The sequence below is a fragment of the Leptospira barantonii genome (genome assembly GCF_002811925.1).
GTDB classification, from domain to species: Bacteria; Spirochaetota; Leptospiria; order Leptospirales; family Leptospiraceae; genus Leptospira; species Leptospira barantonii.
On record NZ_NPDS01000004.1, the window covers coordinates 137,373 to 163,771 of the forward strand.

The window sequence follows — 26,399 nt, forward strand, 5'->3', positions numbered from 1 at the left end:
AAAGTTTTTGACGAAGCGAATCCGACATAGATCCGCAACATTCATTCGAGTAAAGTCTTGAAACTATTCTTTTTAAAATTTGATATAAGCCGAACGTATTAGAAAAACGAGTTATGTATTTCATAACGTTTGTTGTGTCGATTGAATTTAAAGTTGCATTTCGGATTCGAATTCCTTCATTCTTTTATTTCCTAAAAACCAAAAGTAAAGTACGGGAACTGCAAAGCGGCTCAGAACGGTCGCCGCGATTTCTCCGAATATTAATGAGACAGCGAGACCTTGGAAGATCGGATCAAAGAGCATGATCGAACTTCCGACTACGACCGCGGACGCAGTCAACAACATGGGACGAAATCGAATTACACCCGCGTCGATAACGGATTGTTTCAAAGGTTTTCCTAGAAAGAGTTCGGATTCGATAAAGTCCACAAGTAGAATCGAATTGCGAACGATGATTCCCGCGCCCGCTATGAATCCGATCATGGAAGTCGCGGTAAAGTATGCGTTTGTGATCCAATGTCCTGGAAGAATTCCGATCAAGGAAATCGGGATCGGAATCATGATGACGAGGGGAAGGAAATAATTTTTAAACCAACCCAGAATCAAAACATAGATGAGAATCATCACGAGCGCAAATGCCCCGCCCAAGTCCCGAAAGACTTCGTAGGTGATGAACCATTCTCCGTCCCATTTTACGAAAACCCGATCTTCGTTTCTCGGGGTTTCCAAGGTCGAAGTCGGGTATTCGATTTTCGGAGAAAGTTTTAAGATCCCGTAGACCGGAGCTTCTTCCTTCCCGGAAAACTCGCTCGTTACGTATTCGACAGGTCTTAGGTTTTTTCGATTGAGAACGACGTTTTCTTTTATATAAGGAGAATTTAATATTATTTCCGATGCGACCGAACCGCTTTCCAATGAGGAAACGTTTACGTTTTGAAACGGTTTCGAGGAGGAACGGGTTTTATCTTCGACGGATAAGTCCACTGTGATCTCTTCCGGATTCTCCGCTTCTGCAAGCGTAAAGAGGGGAGTTTCGGAGAATAGGAATTGCGCGTCTCTGGCGATCGTTTCCGATCTCACTCCGAGTATTCCGCCTAACGTGGATCGAAACGGATAAACGATTTTGGGACGTTCGGTTCGAAGACTCGAATCCAAATCGACAACTCCTTCTTGTTTGGAAAGAATGGAACGAATTTGTAGAGCGGCGTGTTTTCTTTCGACTTCGGTTGGTCCGTAGATTTCGGCGACGAAGGTCGCGAGCACGGGCGGTCCGGGTGGAATTTCCAAAACCTTTGTGAGAGCGTTTTCTTTGTTTCCGAATTCCGCGATGATCGGTCGAAGCGATTCTATGATTTCGTGGCTTTTGATTTTACGATGATCCTTGGATTTTAATACGACATGAAGATCCGATTTCCAATCCGTGTTTCGTAAAAAACTATGTTTTACCATTCCCGAAAAGGAGAATGGAGCGGCTTCTCCCGCAAAGATCTGAATTTTTTCGACGTTCTCGTTTTGAAAAATCGATTCCGCGAGTTGTTTGGTTCTTTGTAGATTTTTTTCCAAAGGGGTTTTTGGATCGTAATCGATCAACACTTGGAATTCGTTTTTGTCGTCGAAGGGAAGCATCTTCACCTTTACAGCTTTGAAAACGACCAAAGTGAACGACAAAAGAAGCAGGACGACTACGCCGCCTGCGAACTTTATGGAATTCGATTTGGATCTCAGCAACCATTCCACAAATTGAATATAGATTCGATCGAGTTTAGAGATATTCTTAGTCTCCGCGGATTTTGTATGAGATTTGTTTTCTTTGAGAATTCGAACTCCGACCCAAGGTGTTACGATAAACGCTACGAACAAGGAAAGAATCATCGCAAGACTCGCGCCGACCGGAATCGGTTTCATATACGGTCCCATGAGTCCCCTGACAAAAGCCATAGGAAGAATCGCCGCGATCACGGTGAACGTCGCGAGGATCGTCGGATTCCCGACCTCGGCAACGGCGCTTAACGTGTTTTGAAGGATTCCCAGTTTCGGGTTTTCGTGAAAATGTCTTTCTATATTCTCGACGACTACGATCGCGTCGTCCACGAGGATTCCGATCGAAAAAATCAATGCGAATAGGGTGACCCTATTCAACGTATATCCAAGAAAATAATAAAGTGCTAATGTAAGAGCGAGCGTGACCGGGATCGCGATTGAAACCACAAGCGACGCCCTGTACCCCATCCAAAGCGCGATCAAAACGCTCACCGAAACCGTAGCGATCAAAAGATGTTCTATCAACTCGTGAGATTTCGAAGCCGCGGTTTCTCCGTAGTCTCTTAAGACCGACATTCGAATGTCCGCGGGTAGTTTTGTTCGAAACGACTCGGCGCGTTCCAAAAGTTCGCGGGATAAGGGAACCACATTGGTTCCTTTTCTTTTTGCGAAACTGATCGTGACCGCGTTTGCGGCCTTCTTGTCCGAGTTTCGATCGTAAAACAGGGATTCTTTGGTTCTTTCACTCGGCCCTTCGGTGATTCGAGCCAAGTCGGAAACAAGGATAACCCGTCCTCCTCGTTGAGCCACGGGCAATGATTTAATTTCGTCTAACGTGGAAATTGTGGCTCCGACTTCCACGTCGTATTCGTTTTCTTTACCCCAATTTTTTCCCGCAGGAAGGATTGTGCTATTTCGTTTTAACGAATTCGCCAATTCGGAAAGACCGATTCCATATCCGTTCATCCGAGACGGTTCCGCGACGACTCGAACGGTTCTTTTTCTTCCGCCAAGGAGTTCCACCTTGGACAGATCGGGTGTTCCCGAAAGTTCCCTTGCCAAAGGAGCGACTAACATCCTTAAGGAATAGTCGTCTCTTGTTATCGAACTGAACGTGATCGCCAAAAAGGGAACATCGTCGATCGTGAGAGCTTTTACGGACGCTGGAGATACGTTAGGCGGAAGCTGTCCTTGTATTTCCGAAAGTTTGTGATGAATTTTTACCAAAGAAGGTTCCATCGGTTGTCCGACTTCGAATCGAACCGTTACGATCGCACCGTGATCCGCGCTGGATGAATAAACGTATTCGACTCCTTCCAAACCCCATACGGCTCTTTCCACCGGTTCGGTTACTTTTCGTTCCACCTCATGCGCGTTAAAACCGGGAGCGGAAAGACGAATGTCGATCATTGGAACCGAGATTTGAGGTTCTTCTTCTTTCGGAGTCAAATAAACGGAGATAAGTCCGAGTAGAATACTTCCGAACACGATTACTGGTGTGAGTTTGGAATGAACGAATAGGGAGGCAAGTTTGCCCGCGAAACCGGAGGATTCGATTTTATTTTTCATAAGAATTCTCGTGCGATGAATAGAGTGAAAGTTCGGATCTGATTTTCAAATATTCGAGTTCGGAAGAGGATTTGAGTTTTAATAGATTGGCCATCGCGGAAAAGGATTCGGCCATCTGTGGAGCTTGAATGGTTCCGCTTCGAAAAAGTTTTTGAGAAACCTGAAGTTGTTCCTCTTGAAGCCGCATGGATTCGTAAATCGAATTCAAATTTTCGAATACGATTCTTTCTCTCGAAACGAGTATCTTAAAACGATTCTCTTCGTTTTGTCGAATCTCTTTGGATTTTTTTCGGGCGTTTTCTGCCTTTGCTTTCGCTTCGTCCAAGGCCCCCAGATCGGAAGGATCCAGAAGATTCATTTGAAGATAAACGCCCGCGTTGTAAGAATTGGCTTGGTTCCTCGCTCCGTTATACGCGTATGTCTCCGCGTAAGCCGCGATTTTGGGAAGAAACTTCGCTCTTTCTGCCTCGATTCCTTCTTGTGCTTCCTCGGATTGAAAACGATAAACTTCGGTAAGAGGCGTGTGGGCCGAGTCTTTTTCTTTGGAAACGGGAAGATATTTATCGGCAAAGGAGAATAACGTATTTCTTTTCGGTTTAAAATTCTCTCCTAGGCCCGGAGCCGATAGAAGAAGCGTTTCTTCGGAGGAGATTCGTAAGGACTCGAATTCTTTTTTAGAAACATCTAATATTAGCTGTAAGGATTGTAGTGCGAGATGACCTGAAAAACCGACCGGGTTGGAACGGTTTCCGATTCTATAACGATTTAGAAAATTTCGGATCTGCTCCGAAAGATTCTCCGCTCGGGTTCGATTTTCTTCGGCGAGAACGATGGATTGATAATGAATTGCCGCTTTTGAATATTCTAAAAACCGAAAGTATTTTTCCTCGGATAGGACTGCGTGGAGTCGTTTTTCCCGGATCGAATGAAACGCGACTTTGCTTCCCCCCTCGAACAGAGGAAGTTCGACGCCCAATGTCCCTTTTGAATAAGAATTGTTTCCCGGATGATTGAGTGTATCCTTTGCGAACACGTTCGTGTTGTTAGGATTTATACCGTTGTATGGTTGATTGTTCGAGTCCAAAAAATTACTCGGTTGGTATCGAAGACTTTCCGTAGAAAAATCGGAGGCATTGGCCGATCTTTGTCCGAGTTTTCCCATAAAGTTGAGAGTGGGGTCGTCGGTTCGAAACGTACGCGCGTCGGCATACACTTTCGGAAGCCAGTGTTTTGCGGATCTGCTTTTAGCGATTTCGTTAGTTTTGACTTCGGAAGCCTTCGTTTGAAGACTTGCGGATTCTACGCGGATCTTTTCCCAGACTTCCGAAAACTCGAGAACGTTTTCGCCGAAGACCTCGCCCGAAAACGGCGAGATCATAAATAGGAATATTAGAAAACTCGAATGAGATTTCATTTTTTCCCTCCGAAAACCTCCGCGGCGGAAGGAATTCCGAGTTTACCGAGAATAAAAGCCATAGGGCAGAATCCTGCGAGCGCAAAAAGGATCTGATTGAATCCTACCAATCCGTTTATGATAAAGCCCCAAGGGCTTACGAAGAATCCTAAGGTTACTCCCAAAAGGGAAAAGACACCCGCGATCAGGAATAATGTCCGCTCCAAATACCAAGTTCTCATGTTTTCTCTCCTTGTTATATACCCTAGTGGGTATATAAATACAATACCCCGTATGGTATTATAAAAAAGGAAGCAAATTTTCTTCCCGAGATCGGAATTCGAAATTATTTTAGGACGTGATGATATGGGCGAAATAAGCCGATTGGGGTTTATCGGCGGAGTAAAAATTCTAAAATTAGAAGAAGAAAGCGGCTTTGATCGCGATTTTTACGTTTTTGAGATCCAGTTTTTTCTTATTTTCGATGACACAACGATCCATATAGTCCTGAACATACGCCTCTCCGAATTTTTTGATCGCTTGGCTCGCCGCTTTGAGAAGAAGAAGCGTTTTTTCGCAATCCATCGTATCTTCGACGATCCCTTTTTCGACCGCTTCGAGTTGGCCTTTGATTCTATGAATCCGATTGATCAATAATTTGGTATTGTTGTCCTGTCTCATAGGTAACATACTCCGAGGGGTATAGGATTCGGTCAATTTTGAAATCGGAATCGGTTACAAAAGTGCAAGTCCATTCTCCCTTGATGAAACGAATCTCAGGAATATCGAAAGATCGCCTCCACAAGAATCGGAAGATCGTCGAGCGCGCTGATCTTTCCGGTGAGTTTCCAAGTATGAATCACACCTTCGTAACAGGTAAAAACCCGTCTCGCCAAAAGTTTTGGCTCCGTGTGTTTGGGAACAAGTCCTTCGTTCTGCCATTCGGATAGATAGTCGCTTAGAATTTCGATCGTTCTCAAGGAAACTTTTTTGGTTTCTTCCGAAATCGAAAGGGATGTGGATGCGATTTGTGCGACCGTATTCGCCATCGGACAGCCTGCGAAACCGCTTTTTTTGGTTTGTCGTTTTAAAATTTGGGCCCATGCGTGAATGAATTCCTGAGGGTTGTTCGATCTGGATTTCAATTTTTCCAAAAGGACGATTTGACCCTGTCCATAAAATTCTATATAAGCTTTTCCTAAATCGTCTTTCGAAGGGAAATGATCGTAAAAACTCGCCTTTGCGGTTTTGGATTCCTGGATGATCTGGTTGATCCCCGTATTTCCGTAACCCTGAGATTGAAAAAGCCGAACCGCCGTTTCTAAAATTCTATCCTTCGGTCCCGAATCCCTGCTTGACATTTTTCTTCCTTTCTGATTGAATAGGCAGACAGACTTGTCTGTTCTAATTCTTTCTAACTTCATAAGACCCGAGAAAGTTCGAAAACGCAAGTCATTTTGGAGAAATTATGGAATCTACCGAAACAGAATTCGTAAATATTACCGGCGTAGCCAAAACCGTGGAAGAGGCCGTCAATACGCGTCATAGCATCCGCGACTTTGAATCCACTCCGATCGACGAAAAGATTCTTTCCGAACTTTTTAAGAATTCTTTGCGTGCTCCGAGTTGGAAGAACAGTCAGCCTTGGAAGGTTCACGTTGTGAGCGGCGCGAGAAGGGATAAGATGGCCGATCTTCTTGTTCAAAGAGCGAAACAAGGAGAACCGGTTCCCGATACGATTTGGCCTACCGGTTTTCCATCCGACGCAAAAAGAAGAATGTTCGATCTCGGGATGAAGATCTACGGAGTCGCGGGAATTGAAAGAAAGGACAAGGACGCAAGAGACGGATTCATGTTGAGAAACTTCGAATTTTTCGGAGCGCCCACCGCCGTTTTCATTACGACCGAGTTCGAATTGAATTTTTACATCGCTCTGGATATCGGATGTTATCTGAACACGTTGATGCTTCTCGCGAGAGGTTACGGTTTGGGTTCGGTTCCGCAAGCCGCGTTATCCGCGTTTCCCGAAGTTGTTCGAACCGAGTTGAATTTGGCGCCGACGGAGAAGGTAGTTTGCGGTTTGAGTTTGGGTTATCCGAAAACGAATTCAAACTTGAATACGTTTCATACTCCGAGAGAATCGATTTCGGATATCGTGAAGTTTTACTAAGGAATCACAAACCTCGTCTTTTCGCGGGAAGAGATGAGGTTCCTGGAAAAGTCATCAAAAAATGACGTTTCATCTTATGCGGCCTTGTCTTTGGGGTCCCAGGGAATTTTATAGTTTAAGATCCATTTTTGTCCGACCTCTCCGAATAGACCGATAAAAATTTTGAGCATCATATTTCGAATCTTGGATTGAAACGGGGTTACGATCTCTTTGCCTCCGGCTCTTCTTCTGCCTTCCGCGACGATTTTTTCCACACGTCCTTTTCTTTCTTTTTCGAAAGTTGCAAAAGTTTGCATATAGTTTCCTTGAAGGTCGCGGAGAAGTTTTGCAAACAAGAGTGCGTCTTCCATCGCCATCGAAGCCCCTTGTCCCGAGTTCGGGCTGACCGCGTGTGCGGCGTCGCCGATCAATGCGATTCTCCCTTTGCTCCATCGGCTTAGGGAAAGAATGTCGTGAATGTTGTGTCTTAGAAAAGTTTTCGTGTTCCGGATCAATTCTTCGATCGGAGAATAATATCCTTGAAACTGTTTCAGAAGTTCCGCACGAATTCGATCGTGATCGAGGTCCACGATTTGTTCTCTGGTGAATTCTTCCCTGGAAAGATTCGTCCACCAGAGAACGGTTCCGGAATCCCCGCCTCCGTGTCCGAAAAATCCGTTGGGCCCGAATGTAAACGTGATCGCTTGTAGATTCTCCGGTGAAGAAGAAAGATCGTTCAGAGATACGAAGCCTCCGATTCCGACGATTCCCACATACTCCGCGTTAGGCGCTTCGGGAAGAATGAATTTGCGGACCTTGGAATGGATACCGTCCGCGCCGATCAGTATATCACCCGTGGTTTCGCTTCCGTCCTCGAAATGTGCGATCACGTTATTCGCCGTTTCCGTGATTGTTGAAAGACGTTTGCCGTAACGGATCGGGACGTTTTGTTTTTTCATTTCTTCGGAAAGAATTTTATAAAGGGAAGCTCTGGATAAACTCACGGCCGTTTGTCCGTAGATTTCGGGAACTCCGTAACGGATTTTCGCCAAAAGTTTTCCTTTTTCGTCTTTGAAGAAACTGTAAGGAGTTGCGGTGCCGGCTTGAATGACCGCGTCTGCGAGTTCCAACTCGGCCAGGACGTTCATTCCGTTGGGGGCGATGTTAAAACCTCCGCCAATTCCTTCCGATTGAGAATGTGCTTCGAATACCTCGCTTTCAAAACCGGCTTTTTTCAGAAATAGGGCCAGGGTAGGTCCGGCGATTCCACCCCCGATGATCAGAACGCGTTTTACTCTTTCGGTCGAGCTCATGACATTCTCCATTTTTCAATCGAAGGCTTGACGAATACTTGGATTTCTTTGTCTTGTGGATGCATACAAAAGCTCCTTATGTCTTACTTTTTATCTTGAATAGTAAGAATTGTTAAGTATCTTAATAAATCTAAATAAAATGTCAACCGAGAAATCAAAGAATTCTCCTCGAGAGGAACTACTACAGAGGATCAATTTGGCCGGGCACCGTTCCAGCAACGCCACCGTTTTGTTTCATCAGGCCGCCGCGGAGTGTTTTGGTCTGAATGCGACGGACATGAAAACCCTTCCGCTTTTGGAAGGGGGCCCGATTGCGGCCGGAAAATTGGCTCAGTCCTTGGGTCTTACGACAGGGGCTGTTACGACGGTGATCGACCGACTGGAAAGGGTCGGAATCGTACGTCGCGTCGCGGATCCAAACGACCGAAGAAAGGTTGTCGTTGAATTCAATCCGGAAAGTATGCAGGCCGCGGCTAAAATCTACGGCCCGATGGGGGATGCGATGCGGAACCTATTCGAAAGGTATTCCGACGAAGAATTGGAATTGCTCATAAGATTTCAGGAGGAGGCCACCGCGATTCTTGTGCGAGAGGCCACGAACCTCAGAAATTTACCGAAAGATAAAAACTAAATCCAGGAAACTTTCAGGAGAATTTATGTCAGAACTTCTCGTCATCTTTACGTTGCTCATTCTTTCACCGAACGAACTCAAACTGATTTCCGAAAAAATCAACGTTCGCACCGGGTCTTCCGAAGGAAAAATCGAATTCGTTTTCGAAAACACAAAGAGCGGTTTTTCCCGCGCGTCCGATAAAATGAATTCCTTAAAGGGAAACGAACCGTCCAGAGAATGTCTTATCAACATTTCCGAAACGGACGGCGGTTTTTACGGACTTCCGGTTCGGAATTCTCCTAAGAATTTGGGCGAAATCAAAGGTCTGAACCATGCCGAGTTGGCGGATCTTTGTAAAAAAGCCGTTTTGAAAAAGTAATCCTTCCTTAAATTCTTTTTTTCGAGAACGTACGTTAGGAAAAATATTTCCAAAATTTGAAATCCGTCTCGAATTTTTAAAAATTCCATCCTCCGATTCAATTCAATATATTGAATATTCCAGTTATTGAATTGGATTTCTTTCTATTCCCGAGACTTTATTCGAACAAGTTTACGGTTTGTTGCATTTTGCTTAACGCGCGACGGTACTTTTCTGTGTTTGCGTCTAATTTTTGTCAAAAAATTATTATTTGAGTTGACTTAAACGAATTTTTGATGAAATGAATTACCTAAGTATCGTCGTATACTATGAATGAGTATATTATGATACTTAACTATATAGAATATTGAATGTGATTCAATATTGTCTTTTAGATCCGAGTTGATCTCCGTTTAAGGCATTCTCGCGCAATTTTCATTTTTACTTCTTTGAAACGAGGTTTGAAAATGATTACCTTGAGTATAAATTCCTCCCTTTATCCGAAAAAGGGGAGAATTCATAGGCTGATTCCGATTTTTTATATCGTTTTGTCCGTTTTCTTTTTGGAAGCGTGCGCGGCCTGGCCTATATTCTCAGGCGCTCCCGGTTTGTTGGCGGGTAAGAAGGGCGGTTCTCAAGATTCTCTTTGGATGCTTTTTTTAGGTGCGAGCGGTCCTGTCGAACTGGATCGAGTGGAGATCACCGTTCCGAATTCCAATTTTGCAAGAGGAACAACGTTAAATCTAAAAGGAACCGCGATCTATAAGGACAATACTCATAAGGATATTACTTCCGAGGGGAGTTGGTCCTCCGCCGATTCTACGATTCTTCGTTTGCTTTCCCAGTCCCAGGTCAAAGGTATGAAGTTGGGTTCGGGGAACGTAAATATTCTTTATCAAAGTAAGAATGCGCAGGCAACGTTAACCGTAACATCAGCAGTTCTTACGGATCTGATCATGACCTGCGTCAATCAGGGAACCGCTCTTCCGGTCGGAATTAATCGTCAATGTAAACTCGAAGGAATTTTTTCGGATGGCAGTACGCAGGTTCTCACCACGGACCCGGACGTTCTGTGGAATGTAACTCAACCTTCCATCGCGGGTGTGGATTCCACGGGTTTGGTGAGCGGAATCGCTTCCGGTAATGCTCAGATCACCGCATCTTATCAAGGGTTTAATACCAGTTTGAACGTCACTGTGAGCGCGGCAACTCTTAGTTCGATCGCCGTGACTCCCTCAAATTCCACGTATGCGCTCGGCAAGGTTCAACAGTATTCTGCGATCGGGACATACAGCAATCAATCGACTCAGGATCTTACGGCTCAGGTTTCTTGGGCTTCTTTGAATACGGGAGTTGCGACCGTGGACAACTCGGTCGGCGCCAAAGGTTTTTTAACCACACAAGCGCCGGGTTCGGCGAACATCACTGCCACGTTAGGCGCCGTTATGGGCCAGACTTCGGTGAACGTCACTACGGCCGTACTCGTAAGTATTTCGATCACTCCCGCAAACCCGAGCGTCTCCAAGGGCAGGGTTTTGTCCTTAACCGCAACGGGCGTTTTTTCGGACGGAACCGTTTCGAATATCACGAACCAAGTGACTTGGTCGAGCGCCACGCCCGGAACCGCAACGGTCGATAACGGAAGCGGTCTGTCGGGTCGTGCGTCAGGCGTCGGGGTTGGTGCGACTAACGTGACTGCGGCGATCGGGGGAGTGGACAACACGGTTTCCTTAAACGTGACGTCGGCCGTTCTCGAGTCCATTCAGGTTACTTCCGATTCTTCCTCGATCGCGAGAGGAACTTCCACGTTCGTTCAGGCGATCGGCGTTTATTCGGACGGTTCGTCTCAGAACATAAGCGATCAGGTAGCTTGGACCACTTCCGATTCTTCTACATTACAGATTGCTAATTTGAATTCGGTTCCAAAACGGGAGATTCAATCTCCGAGTTCGGGGACCTTGGGCACCGCTCGGATCACCGCTACCTTGGAAGCGATCACTTCTTCTACGGACATTTCAGTCACGGCGGCCACTTTATCTTCGATAGAAATTTCTCCCACTCATCCTTCGATCGCCGCAGGTCTTACCGCTACGTTTACGGCGACCGGAGTTTATACGGATGGAAGTACACAAGATATTACTTCTTGGGTAACTTGGGCTTCTTCCAATACCCCAAGAGCAACGATCAGCAATACGGGTGGAACCCAGGGAATCGCTTCGGGTTCTTCGGCGGGAACTACGAACATTTCCGCTACGTTTGGCGCGGTCGTTTCTCCGACGACGGTTCTTACGGTTACAAACGCGGTTTTGAATTCGATTACGATCACTCCATCGCTTCCTTCCGTCGCGGGCGGTCGCAACATCAATCTGACCGCGACCGGTACGTATTCGAACGGAAGTACGCAGGATCTTACGACTTCGGTCGCTTGGACGAGCGCGGATTTAACGATCGCTTCCGTTGACAACGCATCGGGCAGACAAGGGCAGGCGGCGGGAATTACACAAGGAACGACTCAGATCACGGCAACGTTAGGCGGAACATCGAGCACAATCGACTTTACGGTTACTGCGGCCGTGCTGGATTCGATTCAAGTTACTCTGGACGATTCTTTTGTTGCGAAAGGCACTTTTACGAGAGCGATCGCAACCGGTGTGTTTTCGGATGGGAGCAACTTGAACATTTCCGATCAAGTCGTCTGGGACAGTTCTCAAACTTCCGTGATTCAACTGGGTGTTGTCGATTCGGGTCCAAAGAAAAAATTAAATTCACCCAATAACGGTTCTACGGGAAGTTCTAGAATTACGGCGAGTTTGAACGGGGTCAGCGGTTTTGCGGATCTTTCCGTAACCTCTCCGAATTTGATCAGCGTTCAAATCGATCCCACGCATCCGAGTGTTGCCAACGGAATCTCTCAGAACTTTACGGCGTCCGGTCTTTATTCCGATGGAAGCAATCAGGATTTGACCGGTGTTGTGACTTGGGCTTCTTCTTCTCCGAACGTGGCGACGATCAGCAACGCATCGGGAACCAACGGTAAGACGACGAGTCTTCAAACCGGAACGACTCAGATTACCGCGAGTATGGGTGCGGTTTCTTCCGATCCGAGTACGTTGACGATTACGAGCGCGACCTTGACGAGCATCACGATCGCTCCAACTTCTTCGTTGAGTATCGCAAAAGGACTCAGTCAGGATTTTTCCGCGGTCGGTCATTATACTGACGGGACGACCCAAGACTTGACGACGCAGGTCATTTGGAATTCTTCCAATTCGTCCGTGGCAACGGCGAGTAACGCGTCCGGCGCCAACGGAAGAATCACTTCGATCGACACCGGAACTTCTCAGATTTCCGCGTCTCTCGGAGGAACCTCGAGTTCCAATACGACCGTAACCGTTACGGCCGCGGTTTTGAATTCGATTCAAGTTTCCCCGGCCAATATCAGCATTCCAAACGGAAATTCGAATTCATTTACCGCGATCGGAGTGTATTCGGATTCTACCACGTTAGACGTCACATCTCAGGCGACTTGGACTTCTTCGGACGTGTCGAAGGCTAACATCAGCAACGCAATCGGTCACGAAGGAGTCGCCACCGCGACTTCGAGCGGATCGACTACGATTACTGCCACACTCGGAGGAGTTTCCGGTTCTACGACGATGACGATCACTGCGGCGGTGTTGGTCGGAATTTCCGTGGGCCCGACCAATCCTTCGGTTTACACCGCGCAGACTAAGGACTTTACGGCGACCGGAACGTATTCGGACGGTTCCATGCAGAATCTAAGCGCTTCGGTGACTTGGACTTCTTCCGATACGACCAAGGCTACCGCGAGTAATTCCACGGGAATCGAAGGTCGCGCGACCGGGATCGCCGCGGGAACTTCCACGATCACGGCCACGTTAGGCGGAATCAGTGGCAGTACTTCTTTGACGGTTGTGTTTTTGGACGTCACGCCGCCTACGATCACGAACGCAGTCGCTTTGACGCCGACGACGGTGAGAATCACATACTCCGAAGCGATGAACGAAACGCAGGTGAAAACCGCGGGCAATTACAAACTCGCTTTGACATCCGCGGTAACCGGAAACTGTTCCGATAACACGGACTTTACATCCAGTTCTTCCGTGATTACGGTTTCGTCCGTGAGCGGAAGCGGTTCCGTTTACGTTCTCACTCTCGGTTCTTCCCAAACTTCGAATACTCCTTATACGATTCTGGTCAACAAGTCGAACGTTCAAGATCTTTCCACGATCCCGAACAACTTGGATTGCCCGAACTACGCGGATTTTTTGGGTCAAGAACAACTCAAGATCGTTTCGGCGACCTGTGCGAATTCAAATTCGATTGTATTAAATTTTTCTAAAGCTCCTAAAACGGGGAATAACGTTGCCGGCTCTGCGGAATGTACCGGTTCGACCGAATGCGGGAATCGTTATAAAATTTCGGGAGCGAGCGATCTCGGAACGATCAACAGCGCCAAGGTTTTGGACGGAGTGGTTTGTAACGGAGCATCTGCTGATTCCGCGAAGGTCTGTGTGGTTCACAACTTGGTTCAAACGGGCGCGCAGTACGCGATCATCTCTGCGGATTCTTTGGACGGCGACGGGTTCAACAATTCAAGCTGGGGCTCTATTAGAAATTCATTGGATACGGAGAATCTTCAATCTTCACCGAGAGACAGGGCTTCTTTTCTGGGTTGTGGAACCTCTCCCGTAAATTTTGCGGACGGACCAGTGGCCATCGATCCGAACGCTTCCACATTCGGTTATCTCGCGGATTACAATTCCAAAATTTATTCCGGTCCGAACAACACGGGCAACGGTGCGTTCCGGTTTGCGTATGACGGAGGAAATCCGGAATCGGTTCAGTTCACTTTTGAAAAAGATACCACCGCTCAGGATAGCGATCCCACGAACGTAAGTTCGAACACCGCTTCTTCAAGGGAGAATTCGATCGCTGTTCCGCCTTACGTAACTCTCGGACATTCCGGATGTACGTCGAATAACGCCACTTTGGTGCTTGGATGCGGACCGGATAACGAAAGCGGAAGGGGCGCGTTCTCCACTGGAATTCTCGGAAGTACCGCTTATCTTTTTATCGCGGGGGCAAGAACGGTTGCGGACGGGCTCGGACAATATTTCTTCGACTATCTCTATTATTCTTCTTCGACGTCGTCTAACGTGAACTTCAAATACATCGATCTCGGATCGATCACCGGATCTTTGACCGCGGGTGTTTCTTCGCTTACGGTTTTAAACGATCGTGTGTTCGCGGGATTTGCAAAATCGAGCAACGACGGCGTGGGGCTTTTCGGAGGATTGAACGCTCCGGATTTCGGATTCGTAACGTTTAACTCGGCGGATTCCGGAACCACGGGATTCTGTACACCCGGAACCAACTGCGACGCGTTTGACGGAACAAAAGGAAAAAGAATCAGAATCGATTTTCTTCCGTACTTCGGAGGGCCTTCGATCGGTGCATTAGGAATCAATAATAATGCTCATCCGAACTGGGGATATTATATCGGAGTGGATTCCACATTCGTATTTAAGAATAGAATGTATGCCGCAAACGGTGGTCTGCACGCCGTAGGACATAACGGATCGATCATACGATCCACGAGCGCGGATCCGACCGCGGCTTGTACCGGCCCCGATACTTGTTCGAACTGGGTTGAGATCGGACCGAGAACCAATTCGAAATGGCACAACAGTCCGACGAACAACTGGTTCTCTCTTGAACTCAATAAATTCTACGATCTGATTCCGGGGGATCGAGCATTCTCCCAGTTCGCGGAATTCAACAACAATCTTTATGTAACGAGAACCGTTTGTGTTCAGAGCACGCAAGCCTTTGGAATTCGAACATCACCGGGAACCGTGGCGGGTTGTACGGACGGAACCGATACGAATCGAAGAGCCCAACTCTGGAAATGCGATCCTACGGTTTCGGGTAACGCAACAGAATGTGACGCTTTGGATTGGTCCATGGTCGGGGACAACGGAACGGGAATCACGAATATGGGAGATTCGACGAACAGAACGATTTCTATGGTCGCTAAAAACGGATCGTATCTTTACGTCGGTTACGATCATCCGTCCGGAATCAGAATATACAGAACCAACACCGCGAATCCGGGATCTTCTTCCGCAGTTTGGAGTCAGATCGCGGGTAACGGGTTAACGGATTCCACGAACGTTCAGCAGATATATTCAGCAGTATCCGTACCATCTGGATCGATCAACTTCCTTTATGTGAGCGTGGGGAAAACGGGAACACCGGTACGAACCTATAGACAACAAAACTAAAAAGAATCGGGAGAATTCAAAATGAAGAATATAATAAAAACAAAAAATTCTAAACTGATCTCCCTGATTTTGTTCTTCTTTTCGACGCTTGCCTTAGAAGATTGTAGACACGCTTGGGTTCGTTTTCCTCAGAATCCGCCGGCGGCTTGTCTTGTGTTTCAACAATCCAACGAATGCAAACGCGCTTTGGAAGCGCAAAAGGTCAAACAAGCCGAACCCGGAAAGATCCATGTGATTCCTCAAAAATATTATCTGTTCGGATTGCTTCCGAAAGAACAGATCGTGGACGTTTCTAAATACTGTCCGGAAGGGCCGAGGTCGGCGCATCAGTTCACATCGTTTTGGGACGCGGTTTGGGAACAATTGACATTGACTGTTTATTCTCCCCAAACCTTGGAGGTCGAATGTTATCCTTAAATCAAACTCTCAATCGAATCTTCGCATTATGCTTTATGATCGTATGCGGACTTCAGTCGATTGTTTGTCATTCCACGGTGATCATTCACAAAGAAACTGCCAAACCTATGTCGACAGCTTTTGCGCCACCGCCTCCCGATAAAAGAAACAAACAAGCGAACACGTTGTTTGGAATTTATGCTCTTTCCGATATCGAAGAAGCTTCCTGTGAAAATTTTCCCGGAGAAGTGAAGATGGTGACTACGATTCCGGATTCGATCATTCATTTTTTTGCAGGCCCGGTCTACACCACAAAAACCGTGGAAGTGTATTGTCCTTACGGAACGAATCATTCCAAAAAAGGAAAGGATAAGGAATCCGAGAATAAACAAAACGAAGTCAAAACGACTCCGAAGGAAAATCAGGACGGAAAGGACGCAACCAAACCGAACAGCGCTCCGACTCCGGATCCGACGAGCGGTTCCAAGGATAAGGATAAGTCCGGTCCCACGAATTCCGCACCGAAAAAGAACGTATTCGATTCCGAATTTTAAACCGAAGTCGAACGGAGCAGACGAGCAAGAATTGATTGCCTTTCTAAGAGAAGAATTAGAAAGAATACATCAAAGGGAATTCATTGCTCGGAATATCTGTCATTCTTTATCTACTCACGACGATTCTTATCGGAGCCGTCGCATCTCGTTTTGTAAGCGATTCTAAAGACTACGTTCTTGCGGGAAGAAGGCTTCCTCTTTTTCTCGCGTCGTCCGCATTGTTCGCGACCTGGTTCGGATCGGAAACCTTGCTCGGAGCTTCTTCCCGATTTGTAGAAGACGGAGTTTTGGGAGTCATCGAAGATCCGTTTGGCGCCGCGCTTTGTCTTTTTTTAGTCGGACTTTTTTTCGCAAGACCTTTGTATCGAATGAACATTCTCACCTTCGGAGATTTTTATAAAAATCGATTCGGGAGAAGGGCGGAAATCGTATCGAGTATCTTTATGATCCCTTCGTATTTCGGATGGATCGCGGCTCAGTTCGTCGCGTTGGGGATCATCTTACACTCGTTAACCGATCTTCCCGTATCGATCGGAATTTTTATCGGAGCCGGAGTGGTGTTGATCTACACGGTGATTGGCGGGATGTGGGCGATCTCGCTTACGGATTTTTTGCAGACGATTCTAATCGTATTAGGACTTGCTTATTTAGTTTGGGACCTGAGTTCCCAAGCGGGCGGATTGGGCGTCGTTCTTGCGTCCACAAAACCCGGATTCTTTCGATTTATACCCGAAGCGGAACCGAAAAGTATTCTCGTGTACATCGCGGCTTGGATGACGATCGGACTCGGATCGATCCCACAGCAGGATATCTTTCAAAGGGTAATGGCTTCGAAATCCGAAAAGGTCGCTGTGTATTCTTCCCTGCTCGGTTCGTTTTTTTATTTAAGCGTGGCCCTTCTTCCTTTGCTCGCCGTACTTTGTGCGAGAAAGGTTTATCCGCAGATCGCGGGAGAGGACGCGCAGATGATTCTTCCCAAAACGGTGTTAACACATACTGGGCTTTTTACGCAGATTCTTTTTTTCGGAGCCTTGTTGTCCGCTGTGATGAGTACCGCGAGCGGCGCGATTTTGGCGCCTGCGTCGGTGTTAGGTGAGAATGTGGTTCGACCTTTTCTCAAAGATCCCAACGAAAAAACTCTACTTCGTATCTTGAGAATTTCGGTCGTTACGATCACGTTAGTCTCGCTTTCGATGGCGATCACGAAAAGTAACATATACGAACTCGTATCGCAGGCTTCGGCGCTCAGTCTTGTTTCTTTGTTTGTGCCGCTTGTCGCCGGACTTTTTTGGAAACGATCCACTTCCACAGGCGCGGTTCTTTCCATGATTGTCGGTTTTATCGTATGGCTTTTTTGGAATATAATGAATTTTGAAACACCCGCTTCGATTCCGGGACTTACTGCGAGCTGGATCGCCTTGGTGATCGGCGACGTTTTGGAACGAAACGGATACGGATTTAAAAACAAGGAAGATCTCGAATTAGAACCGGAACCTTGAAGAGTGAATGCAGAATCGGCGCGTTTGTTGTCGGAGTTCCGACAGAATCGAGGAAGATTCTTGGTTGTAAGAAAAGGGGATTCGTGATAGGGAGATTTTTCGGGGAAAATTTCCCACCACCTCTCCACCTCCACCCAACGCGGGTGGGGCCGAGCCGTTTTACTAAAATGCTGTCGGAACATCGGAAGATTCGACGACTTACGAACTCCGTTCGTTTTCATAAAAGTTTTCTTATCAATCTCAAATCACCAAAAGTGAGAATTCTTACCTATGAATAATTTCTTTCCCTAAAAGGCGACTTTGTTCGATGATGGTAAAATCCCTCATTTGAAAAAGGAAAAGAATGCCTCCCGTTTTAGACGATTCCATCGCATTTGAAAGAAAACAAGAATCTCAGAATAGAATCGGCGAAGCCTTTCAAGGTCTTTGGCTGGAAGACGAGATTTGTTTTGCGATCGCCGGCGGCGGATGTAAGGCGTTCTACGGATTGGGTTTCGGTCACGAAATGAAATCCTGGGGATTGAAGTTCCGAGAAGTGTCCGGTGTTTCCGCCGGAGCCGCGATGGTTCTTTGTCTGATTTGCGGAGACGAGGAAGAATGTGTCGCCTTCTTCGAAAACATAGTTCGAAAGAATCCGGCCAACTTTTATTTCAGTCGTCTTTTCAAAGGAGAAAGGGCGTTTCCTCACGAGGACATGTATCGCAAAACGATCCGATTCGGAATGGACTTTCAAAAGATTATGAAGTCCGGAACGAAAGTTTTCATTCATACGTTACGCGCCATTCCAAAGGAAGATTCATTTAAGAATAAGTTCAGACTTGCAAGACTCATCGCAGAAACCGCAAAAGCTTTTCTCGAAGACGAAATGGATCGTCTTCGCGGCTTAAACACGGAAAGAATGCAAAGAGTACTCAGAAATTGGAATATGAAAGAAGTCTTATTTACGGAAAAGGACTTCGAAGACGAACAAACCGTGGAGCAGATCGTTCTCAATTCTTCCTCGGTTCCTCCGATCGTATCGGTTCAAAGTCACGGGAAAGAATATTACTTCGACGGGGGGCTGACGAATAACCTTCTTTTAGAAGCTTTCCCTCCCGATAAAAAGACGATCGGAATCTACTACGAGCCGACGACGATCGTGGGCAAAGATCCGAAACTTTTGGAAAGATGTTTTTTACAAACCCCATCCGAACCTTTGCCGATTACTTCTTTCGATTACACCGACCCGATCGGGGTGAGAAGGGCGTATGAGCTCGGCAAACAAGACGCTCGTTTGAATAAGGATAGAATTTTCGAATATCTCAAAAGAGATTGGGCCAAGGCCGTTTCTTCATTCCGATCCAAGTAGATTTGTATTTCTTTTCCGCTTTCTATTCCGCCTAACGTTAGAGAAGGCGCAAGAAACTCCGAAGCTAAAAAATTCTCCCTTCCATTTTATAATTTCTAAATTCCAAGTTTCTCTCTTTTGATTCCCACGTTGGAGTTTGCCTCAGCTCGATCTTTGACCCGTTCTTTTTTCGAACTGGAGAATCTAAAAATTCAAAAGAACACAACGTTTCTATTTCGAAAAGCGGGATCGTTCTGTTATCGCTGACATGATTTCGATTCATTTTGAGGCAAAAGGAAATATGCGCTCGAATCTGTGAAAAATAAGAATCATTCAGAGGAAATGTGTCAGAATTTCCTTGACCTGTATACTACAGACGTCTATTTTTTCCACACCCTGTGACTTACCCGGCGGAGCTATAGTTACGCTCTATTTAAAATAAGCTATACATGCATTTAGTGTTTTTTAAGATTTCCCCATGGACTTCCGCTTAGAACGCAATGGGAGATTTCTTTTAGTTCGTTTTCCGTATCATCAAGGCGCCTATGATTGGATCCGAACGCTTCCAAACGCGAAATGGAATTCTGAAAAGAAGTTTTGGATTTTTCCTTTTTCGGAATCGCTTCTTGAGAATTTTCTAAGTTTAAGAAATGCTAAAGTAACTCTCGAAGGAGAATTGGAACTTTTTTATTGGATTCGAAAGCTAAAGCTGAGTAATGCATCTCGAAGAACGATTCGCTCCTATCATTCGAACGTGCTTTCTTTTTTGAAATGGTCCGGTAAAAATCCCAAAGAAGTCACGAAAGAGGATCTTAATTCTTTCCTGGAATTCTCCTTTTTGGAAAAAGGACAGAGTTCCGCGACGGTCACGGCGAAAATTCAATCGCTCAACTCTTACTTCGGCGTTTTTTTAGGCAAACCTTGGTTCAAGGACCTTCCTCGTCCCAAAAGGGAGCAGAAACTTCCCGACATTCTTTCCACTTTAGAAGTTTATAAAATACTAAACGCGCTTGAGAATCCGAAACACAAACTTCTTCTTTCTTTTTGTTACGCGAGCGGTTTGCGTGTGAGTGAATTGGTTCATCTGAAGCCGAAGGACATAGACGAAAAAAGAAAAACGGTAAAAATCCGAGAAGGCAAGGGTAAGAAGGATCGTTTTACGATGTTGTCTCAGGCCTGCCTTTCGCTCTGGGAAGAATTTAGAGTTTCTCATCCTTACGAAGAATGGATTTTTCCCGGACAAGATCCAAGTAAGCCGATTCACATTCGAACTGCGGAAAAGATTTTCGAAAATGCAAAGTCGAAAGCGGGGATTACTAAAGACGTAAGCATCCACAGTCTTCGTCACGCGTTCGCGACTCATTTACTGGAAGCAGGCACGAATATCAAACACATTCAGTTTCTTTTGGGTCACAAAAGCGTCCGTACCACGGAGATTTACACGCGAGTCAGTCAAGTTCGTGTTACCAAAATTGAAAGTCCGCTCGATTCTCTAAGCCGAAAATCGGATTAGCTGTTGTGCGTTTTTACGCCCTTCGGTTATTTTGTGAGTGGCGAGGTTTTTACGAAAGACGCAGAGTTGGAGTTATGCGACATTTAGCTCGCGAATAAATCAGACCATAAAATTTCTATTGATTACTTTAAATTCAGTTAAATAATTGATTCGTACATTGGGAGAAATCATGAAAAAATATTTATTTTTATCTGTCGGCTTTGAAAAACCAACACAAGAAATAATGGAAGCTTGGGGGAATTGGTTTACTCAAATAAAAGAAAGAATAGTGGATGCAGGCGGGCATTTTTCGATAGGGAGAGAAATTACCCGTAACGGAACAATCCAATTATCACTAGATTTAAACTCGATAACGGGTTACATTATAGTAAATGCTGAAAATATAGATCAAGCAGAAGAAATAGCAAGAAATTGTCCAATAATTACCAGCTTAAAAGTATTCGAGATAATGTCCGCGAAAAATTAACGTTTTATGATTTATATCTTTTGATTCTTATATGCTAAGCCGATAAAAAATCCGGCAATTGCAAATTGAATAGTATGAAATATAGCCTGTATTACAAACCAAATATAAATTGAATTTACTTCAATCTTTGCAGCGTTTGCTACCGTAGAAACTGAATATAAAAAAAGACCCATAATCAAGGAAAATTGTATTCCTCGAATAATTGAATGCCCCTTTTTATTAAAGAAAGGAAACAAATATGCTAAAATTAGCCCTTGAATTATCATAGATCCAAAGCCCAACGGAATAATCGGATCATTCCGATTATATATTCCAAAAGAATCATATAGCTCTTTGAAAAAGAGAAAATGCCAAGATGCTCCAAGTATGAATGTAGGATTAAATAGCCTAATACTGCAAATATAAATGCTTTCATTTAATTGCTCCTTTCTCTTTGAGCGAAAATTTTAACACTGTGAAAGCGGAAATAAAACAAAAAAATCTAAGCAGGCTATAGTTTCTTACTGCCTCTTAGCTAAACGTCGCATAACTTCGTCTCCTCGCTCCGTTCGGGATTGCTAATGCAACCCTCACTCCGGCTCTGCACATTTGCTTTGTCACTCGGTTTGCGAGTCGCTCGCTAAGGCTCACTCAAACCTTGTGCCAACCGGGTCGCGTTAAAACGCTCGCGGCCGCAAACGTCGAGGAGACTCTTTCGTTAGGCGAAATCGTTATAATAATTTATAGGAAAAAAAATGACGAAGAAAAGTATTGAACAAGTCTTTGTATCAACGGATATAAACTCCACACCTCCACGTAAATCATTCAATTGGTCTGCTTTAGGAGCGATTGCCACTGTGGTTTCAATTTTGGTTGCAGTTGGATCGGTCTACAATCAGTACTCTCAAAAAAGACGAGAAATCAAAGTAGAAGTGCTTTATGTACAAAAATTAAATATGCTTGGTAGCGATGATGATCTAAAGGTTCAATTTACGTATAAACGAAAAGAGGTAGTGGACCCATATCGCATTGGACTGAGACTTATAAATACAGGTGATGTCACGTTAGTTGCAAAAGGTGACTCTCGAAATGTTATTGGCGATGGTCTTAGACTTTGGATACCGAAGAATTATCAAATTATGAAAATTATCAAAGAAAAATGTGATCTGCCATTGGAAATAGCAACGTTATCCTTAGATTCAATAAGCCTTTCGTTTCAGCAATGGAAAACTGGGGAATTTTGTTCTTTTTCTCTTTACGTAACTGGAACAATTAAAGGTAGTAAAATTCCTTTTATGGAATTAAGAGAACGAGATATATATGAAGGAACTGTAATTATTGAAGATAGCTCAACAAGGCCGTCGGATGAAAAATATAAAAGATATATTGATAAGTATTTTGGGAATTTTGCTTTAATTGGAAGTTCTTATGCGTTCCTAGTTATTTTAAGCCTAGACATTATAATTTTTGCCTTTGGTATTATTGTGTTTGGAGAGTTGTTACGTAATAAGATGTGGAAATTCGTAAATAATGATTCGTTTATAAAGTATATAACTTCAATTAGTGGTAAGCTTAAAGAAGAAGAATGCGATAAATACATAAAAGATCCTACATCACTACCAGAGGAGCTTTGGAAAGGTTATAATGGGCCACATATCCCTGAAAAGAATCCAGCTTTAACTTCGACCACTGAGATTGCAGTTGTGCTTAGCTTAATCATTTTAATACAAATTGGTTGCGTTTTATCTCTCATGTCATTGATTTATTTATAACGACTTCGCCTAACTGCGGCTTCTCGCGGCGCTTCGAGATTGCTTTCGCAACTCTTGCTTGGCCTTCGGCACATTTGCTTTGTCACTCGACTTGCAAGACGTTCGCTAATGCTCACTCAAGTCTCGTTCCAATCCCTTCGCGCACAAAGCGCTCCGGGAACGCAAACGTCGAGAAGCCTATTTCGTTAGGCGACATGCTTAGTGAATGTCAATTTAGGAAAGCTCTATGAAAAAGTATTATTTACTGTATTTGATTAAATTTATTATCTGTATTCTTCTCATTTCCTGTACAGAAAGGATATCCTCGAATTTTCAAAATTATGCTGAAATGAGAAAATCTGAGTCATATTTAAATGGTTGGATTCCAAATGTGATTCCCGATGACGCAGTGGATATTTATGAAGTGCATGATTTAGATACTAATTCTATCTTTATCAAATTTATTTGTCGAGATGAGCTAAAATTTAAAAACCTCAAATTGATTAATAATTTTCGTATTTCTGAAGATCAGATCGATTCTTTAAAAAAATACGTTAGCGAAGACTTAAACATTTCAAACTCTAATTTGTTAGCTTATGATTATAAAGGGTCGGATATCTATAATCATGTACGTCTTGGTCAACTATTGCGATTGAAGAGCGGCGGGCTCTGTTTTTATTTTGATGGGAGATACTAAAAGAGAAGGAAGAAACTTAGGAATTTAATATGACTAAGCACATCGCCTAACTGCGGCTTCTCGCTTCGCTTCGAGATTGCTCCGCAACTCTCGCTTGGCCTCCGGCACATTTGCTTTGCCACTCGGTTTGCGAGACGCGACTAAGGTCGCTCAAACCTCGTGCCAATTCTTTCGCGCGTTTAGCGCGCTCCAGAACCGCAAACGTCGAGAAGCCTATTTCGTTAGACGCCATTGGGCTAATTATGCACAAGTTATAGTACTCTCGATTGGAATATTATTCTCCCAATTTAGTAATCCGGCTGAAAGTAGATGATATTCGGGTAATGTGATTGCCTAATTAAAGGCTATGAATTGCACTCAGTATAAAACATGACAGATTTATTCTATCCATGCCCATGCTGTGGTTATATCGTTTTTTCTGAACCACCAGGTTCTTACGAGATTTGTCCAATTTGTTTTTGGGAGGATGATGCTTTACAGCTGGAATTTGCTACTACTCTCAGTGGAGGGGCTAATCATCTAACTCTTTTTCAAGCGCAGCTGAATTTTCTTGAATTTTATGCTTCAGAAAAAAGTTTACTAATACATGTTCGGAAGCCAGCCCCCACAGATTTTTTAGATTCAGATTGGCGCCCTATCGATACAATTCGGGACAAGTTTGAGTCCTTTACAAACAAGCAGTGTCAACGAGCCATCTTAGATGAATCACTATATTATTGGAGACCAACTTTTTGGCGTAATCAAGGTAATTTATTGCGGCTCAAATAATGGAAGCGTAATATATGCAGATTTTAAAATTACCCAACGGCGCCTAACTTCGTCTCCTCGCTGCGTTCGGAATCGCTCATGCGATCCTCACTCCGGCTCCGCACATTTGCTTTGTCGCTCGGTTTGCGAGTCGTTCGCTAAGGCTCACTCAAACCTCGTGCCAATTCTTCCGCACGCTTAGGCGTGCTTCAGAACCGCAAACGTCGAGGAGACTCTTTCGTTATGCGACATCGCTAATAAAAGCTTATAAGGAAATATGACTGAATTCAATAAAATAATCCGTTATCTAATTCCTGTATTTATTTACTTTGGATATACTTTTGTATTTATTAGTCTTTGGTTGTTACCGAAGATATATTTTTACGAAATATTAGCGAACAGCAAAATTGAAATCTCTCTAATTATTCCTTTCGCGGCTGGTATAGGTTTCGTTATAAGTGCAATTCATCACTATTGCTTCTGGAATGTTCCTTTTTATCCGAAAACAAAATATCGAAATTTTATTAAAAATTTGGAACAATCAGGGCTATTAAAATTCGTAAAACAAAATAAGTATTCTGCAATTGAAAGAAAAGGTCTGCTATCTGTGATCAAACAATTTTTTCGGGAACCCAAAGTCTTGAAGAGGAAATATAGAAAATTAAATGAAGAGGACTATTGGAGGATCATTAATATTTTATGGCATAGATTGCGAGAGGACGATTTATCTTTTGAAAAAATCAATAGTCGAAACGACTCATTAACCGATTTAATGCATGGAAATGGATCCTCTCTCATATCGTTGATTCTGGCTGGTATAACATCTTGTTTTTATATTGCTTACTGCTATTTGGAATTTAATGTGTTGGCTACCGAGCTTTATAACAAATATACACTGGTATTCTTTTTTCTTTTTTTCGTGTTATTTTTACTTCATTCTAAAAGCTATAAGTTTACTACTGAAAATTTGAATAAATTTGTTCAAGATGCATTATTTCATTCTTTATCATTAAAGAAAAAGAAAGATTTACCGGTAAAATTCTATCTTGGAAATTTTTAAATATCAAGAATAGCGACGTCGCATAACTTCATCTCCTCGCTCCGTTCGAGATCGCTCATGCGACTCTCACTCCGGCTCCGCACATTGCTTTGTCACTTCGGTTCGCGAGCCGTTCGCTAAGGCTCGCTCGAACCTCGTGCCAATCCCTCGCGCACAAGCGCTTCGGGAACGCAACGTCGAGGAGACTCTTTCGTTAGGCGACATTCTCAAAAAAGAACTAGTGAATATGCAAACTTGCCTTCTAAATTCACTCGTTTTAATTATTAAATAATCTCAGCAATAATTTTAAGAATTAGGAGTTTATATGGCTTATAAGTATATGGTTAAGGCTTTCGTGCCTACGATCAAAGGATGTGGTGCCCAAGATCAAGGCTGGGATCAAGCACGCTGCCAACAGTTTAGTGACTTTTTGAATACAAACGCGGTAGACGGATGGCGTTTCCATTCGAGTGAATATCGCGAAGTCAAAGTCAAAGGTTGCTCAGGGGGAAGTGGAGCCTGGTTAGTTTGTACATTTGAAAAAGAAACATGAGGTATTTGGGGATCTTAGGAATTAAATTTTATCAAAGATATATGCGCTCTCTACATAATAGAGAGTGCATATATAATCCCTCTTGCTCAAATTATGGTATTCTATCAATAGAAAAGTATGGATTAATCAAAGGTTCCTATTATACATATTTACGAATTAAAAGATGCAATGGTGCATTATATACGGGCGGGGATGACTTCCCTTAGCTATGCATATATAGTATAGGAATTAAACTAAATTATTATTGTAAATGGATTTGAGAACATCGCCTAACTGCGGCTTCTCGCGTCGCTTCGAGATCGCTCCGCGACTCTTGCTTGGCCTTCGGCACATTTGCTTTGTCACTCGGCTTGCGGGACGCGACTAAGGTCGCTCAAGCCTCGTTCCAATCCTTCCACGCGCTTAGGCGCGTTC

The 26,399-nt window shown here is 44.3% G+C and carries 21 protein-coding genes and 1 pseudogene; 16 read left to right on the top strand and 6 right to left on the bottom strand.

Annotation, left to right across the window (positions count from 1 at the left end):
• Nucleotides 1-147: 147 nt before the first annotated feature.
• From CH367_RS10800 to CH367_RS10820, 5 genes are all read right to left on the bottom strand, one after another.
• Nucleotides 148-3,330, bottom strand: coding sequence for an efflux RND transporter permease subunit (locus CH367_RS10800; protein WP_100762513.1), 3,183 nt, complete (start codon nucleotides 3,328-3,330; stop codon nucleotides 148-150).
• Nucleotides 3,320-4,744 carry a TolC family protein gene (locus CH367_RS10805; protein ID WP_100762514.1) on the bottom strand — a complete coding sequence of 475 codons (1,425 nt, stop codon included), beginning with the start codon at nucleotides 4,742-4,744 and terminating at the stop codon, nucleotides 3,320-3,322. Before CH367_RS10805 ends, CH367_RS10800 begins: the two co-directional genes overlap by 11 nt.
• Complete coding sequence (locus CH367_RS10810; protein ID WP_100762515.1) at nucleotides 4,741-4,965, bottom strand: YgaP-like transmembrane domain; 225 nt, start codon at nucleotides 4,963-4,965, stop codon at nucleotides 4,741-4,743. The genes CH367_RS10805 and CH367_RS10810 overlap by 4 nt, the downstream gene beginning before the upstream one ends.
• Before the next feature lie 175 nt (nucleotides 4,966-5,140).
• Nucleotides 5,141-5,404 (bottom strand): metal-sensitive transcriptional regulator, encoded by a 264-nt coding sequence (locus CH367_RS10815; protein ID WP_100762516.1) that lies wholly within the window; start codon nucleotides 5,402-5,404, stop codon nucleotides 5,141-5,143.
• Nucleotides 5,405-5,499: 95 nt separating this feature from the next.
• Nucleotides 5,500-6,084, bottom strand: coding sequence for a TetR/AcrR family transcriptional regulator (locus tag CH367_RS10820; RefSeq protein WP_100762517.1), 585 nt, complete (start codon nucleotides 6,082-6,084; stop codon nucleotides 5,500-5,502).
• A 107-nt stretch (nucleotides 6,085-6,191) separates the two neighbouring features.
• Here CH367_RS10820 and CH367_RS10825 point away from each other — a divergent pair, with 107 nt between their 5' ends.
• Complete coding sequence (locus CH367_RS10825) at nucleotides 6,192-6,893, top strand: nitroreductase (protein WP_100762518.1); 702 nt, start codon at nucleotides 6,192-6,194, stop codon at nucleotides 6,891-6,893.
• 74 nt (nucleotides 6,894-6,967) lie between these two features.
• Here the strand turns inward: CH367_RS10825 and CH367_RS10830 are convergent, their stop codons facing one another.
• Nucleotides 6,968-8,185 (bottom strand): FAD-dependent oxidoreductase, encoded by a 1,218-nt coding sequence (locus CH367_RS10830; protein ID WP_165783267.1) that lies wholly within the window; start codon nucleotides 8,183-8,185, stop codon nucleotides 6,968-6,970.
• Between the two features lie 196 nt (nucleotides 8,186-8,381).
• Here CH367_RS10830 and CH367_RS10835 point away from each other — a divergent pair, with 196 nt between their 5' ends.
• The 15 genes and pseudogenes from CH367_RS10835 (at nucleotide 8,382) to yidD (ending at nucleotide 26,191) form a co-directional block, all read left to right on the top strand.
• Nucleotides 8,382-8,816 (top strand): MarR family winged helix-turn-helix transcriptional regulator, encoded by a 435-nt coding sequence (locus CH367_RS10835; protein WP_165783268.1) that lies wholly within the window; start codon nucleotides 8,382-8,384, stop codon nucleotides 8,814-8,816.
• A 25-nt stretch (nucleotides 8,817-8,841) separates the two neighbouring features.
• Complete coding sequence (locus tag CH367_RS10840; RefSeq protein ID WP_100762521.1) at nucleotides 8,842-9,177, top strand: hypothetical protein; 336 nt, start codon at nucleotides 8,842-8,844, stop codon at nucleotides 9,175-9,177.
• A gap of 530 nt (nucleotides 9,178-9,707) precedes the next feature.
• Nucleotides 9,708-15,464: pseudogene (locus CH367_RS10845) on the top strand (beta strand repeat-containing protein); the annotation flags it as partial.
• A gap of 21 nt (nucleotides 15,465-15,485) precedes the next feature.
• Entirely contained in the window at nucleotides 15,486-15,881 is a 396-nt protein-coding gene (locus CH367_RS10850; protein WP_100762523.1) for a Bor/Iss family lipoprotein, read from the top strand.
• Nucleotides 15,869-16,414, top strand: a complete 546-nt coding sequence (locus tag CH367_RS10855; RefSeq protein WP_425268830.1) for an LIC_10461 domain-containing protein — start codon at nucleotides 15,869-15,871, stop codon at nucleotides 16,412-16,414. The genes CH367_RS10850 and CH367_RS10855 overlap by 13 nt, the downstream gene beginning before the upstream one ends.
• 83 nt (nucleotides 16,415-16,497) lie before the next feature.
• Nucleotides 16,498-17,913, top strand: coding sequence for a high affinity choline transporter 1 (locus tag CH367_RS10860; RefSeq protein WP_100762524.1), 1,416 nt, complete (start codon nucleotides 16,498-16,500; stop codon nucleotides 17,911-17,913).
• Between the two features lie 343 nt (nucleotides 17,914-18,256).
• On the top strand, nucleotides 18,257-19,261 hold the full coding sequence (locus CH367_RS10865) for a patatin-like phospholipase family protein (RefSeq protein WP_100762525.1): 1,005 nt from the start codon (nucleotides 18,257-18,259) through the stop codon (nucleotides 19,259-19,261).
• Nucleotides 19,262-19,718: 457 nt separating this feature from the next.
• Nucleotides 19,719-20,753, top strand: coding sequence for a tyrosine-type recombinase/integrase (locus tag CH367_RS10875; RefSeq protein ID WP_100762527.1), 1,035 nt, complete (start codon nucleotides 19,719-19,721; stop codon nucleotides 20,751-20,753).
• Between the two features lie 169 nt (nucleotides 20,754-20,922).
• Nucleotides 20,923-21,219: a YciI family protein gene (locus CH367_RS10880; protein ID WP_100762528.1), complete on the top strand. Its 297-nt coding sequence runs from the start codon at nucleotides 20,923-20,925 to the stop codon at nucleotides 21,217-21,219.
• 734 nt (nucleotides 21,220-21,953) lie between these two features.
• Nucleotides 21,954-22,970 (top strand): hypothetical protein, encoded by a 1,017-nt coding sequence (locus tag CH367_RS10890; protein WP_100762529.1) that lies wholly within the window; start codon nucleotides 21,954-21,956, stop codon nucleotides 22,968-22,970.
• Between the two features lie 226 nt (nucleotides 22,971-23,196).
• Nucleotides 23,197-23,646 (top strand): YbbD-related protein, encoded by a 450-nt coding sequence (locus tag CH367_RS10895; protein WP_100762530.1) that lies wholly within the window; start codon nucleotides 23,197-23,199, stop codon nucleotides 23,644-23,646.
• A 369-nt stretch (nucleotides 23,647-24,015) separates the two neighbouring features.
• Entirely contained in the window at nucleotides 24,016-24,414 is a 399-nt protein-coding gene (locus CH367_RS21155) for a CPCC family cysteine-rich protein (protein ID WP_100762531.1), read from the top strand.
• Nucleotides 24,415-24,670: 256 nt separating this feature from the next.
• The gene (locus CH367_RS10905; protein ID WP_100762532.1) at nucleotides 24,671-25,453 is read left to right on the top strand and encodes a BA5345 family protein; all 783 of its coding nucleotides are present in this window, start codon (nucleotides 24,671-24,673) and stop codon (nucleotides 25,451-25,453) included.
• A 304-nt stretch (nucleotides 25,454-25,757) separates the two neighbouring features.
• Entirely contained in the window at nucleotides 25,758-25,985 is a 228-nt protein-coding gene (locus CH367_RS10910) for a DUF4177 domain-containing protein (RefSeq protein WP_100762533.1), read from the top strand.
• Nucleotides 25,982-26,191 carry a membrane protein insertion efficiency factor YidD gene (yidD, locus tag CH367_RS21160; protein WP_100762534.1) on the top strand — a complete coding sequence of 70 codons (210 nt, stop codon included), beginning with the start codon at nucleotides 25,982-25,984 and terminating at the stop codon, nucleotides 26,189-26,191. Before CH367_RS10910 ends, yidD begins: the two co-directional genes overlap by 4 nt.
• Nucleotides 26,192-26,399: the final 208 nt, after the last annotated feature.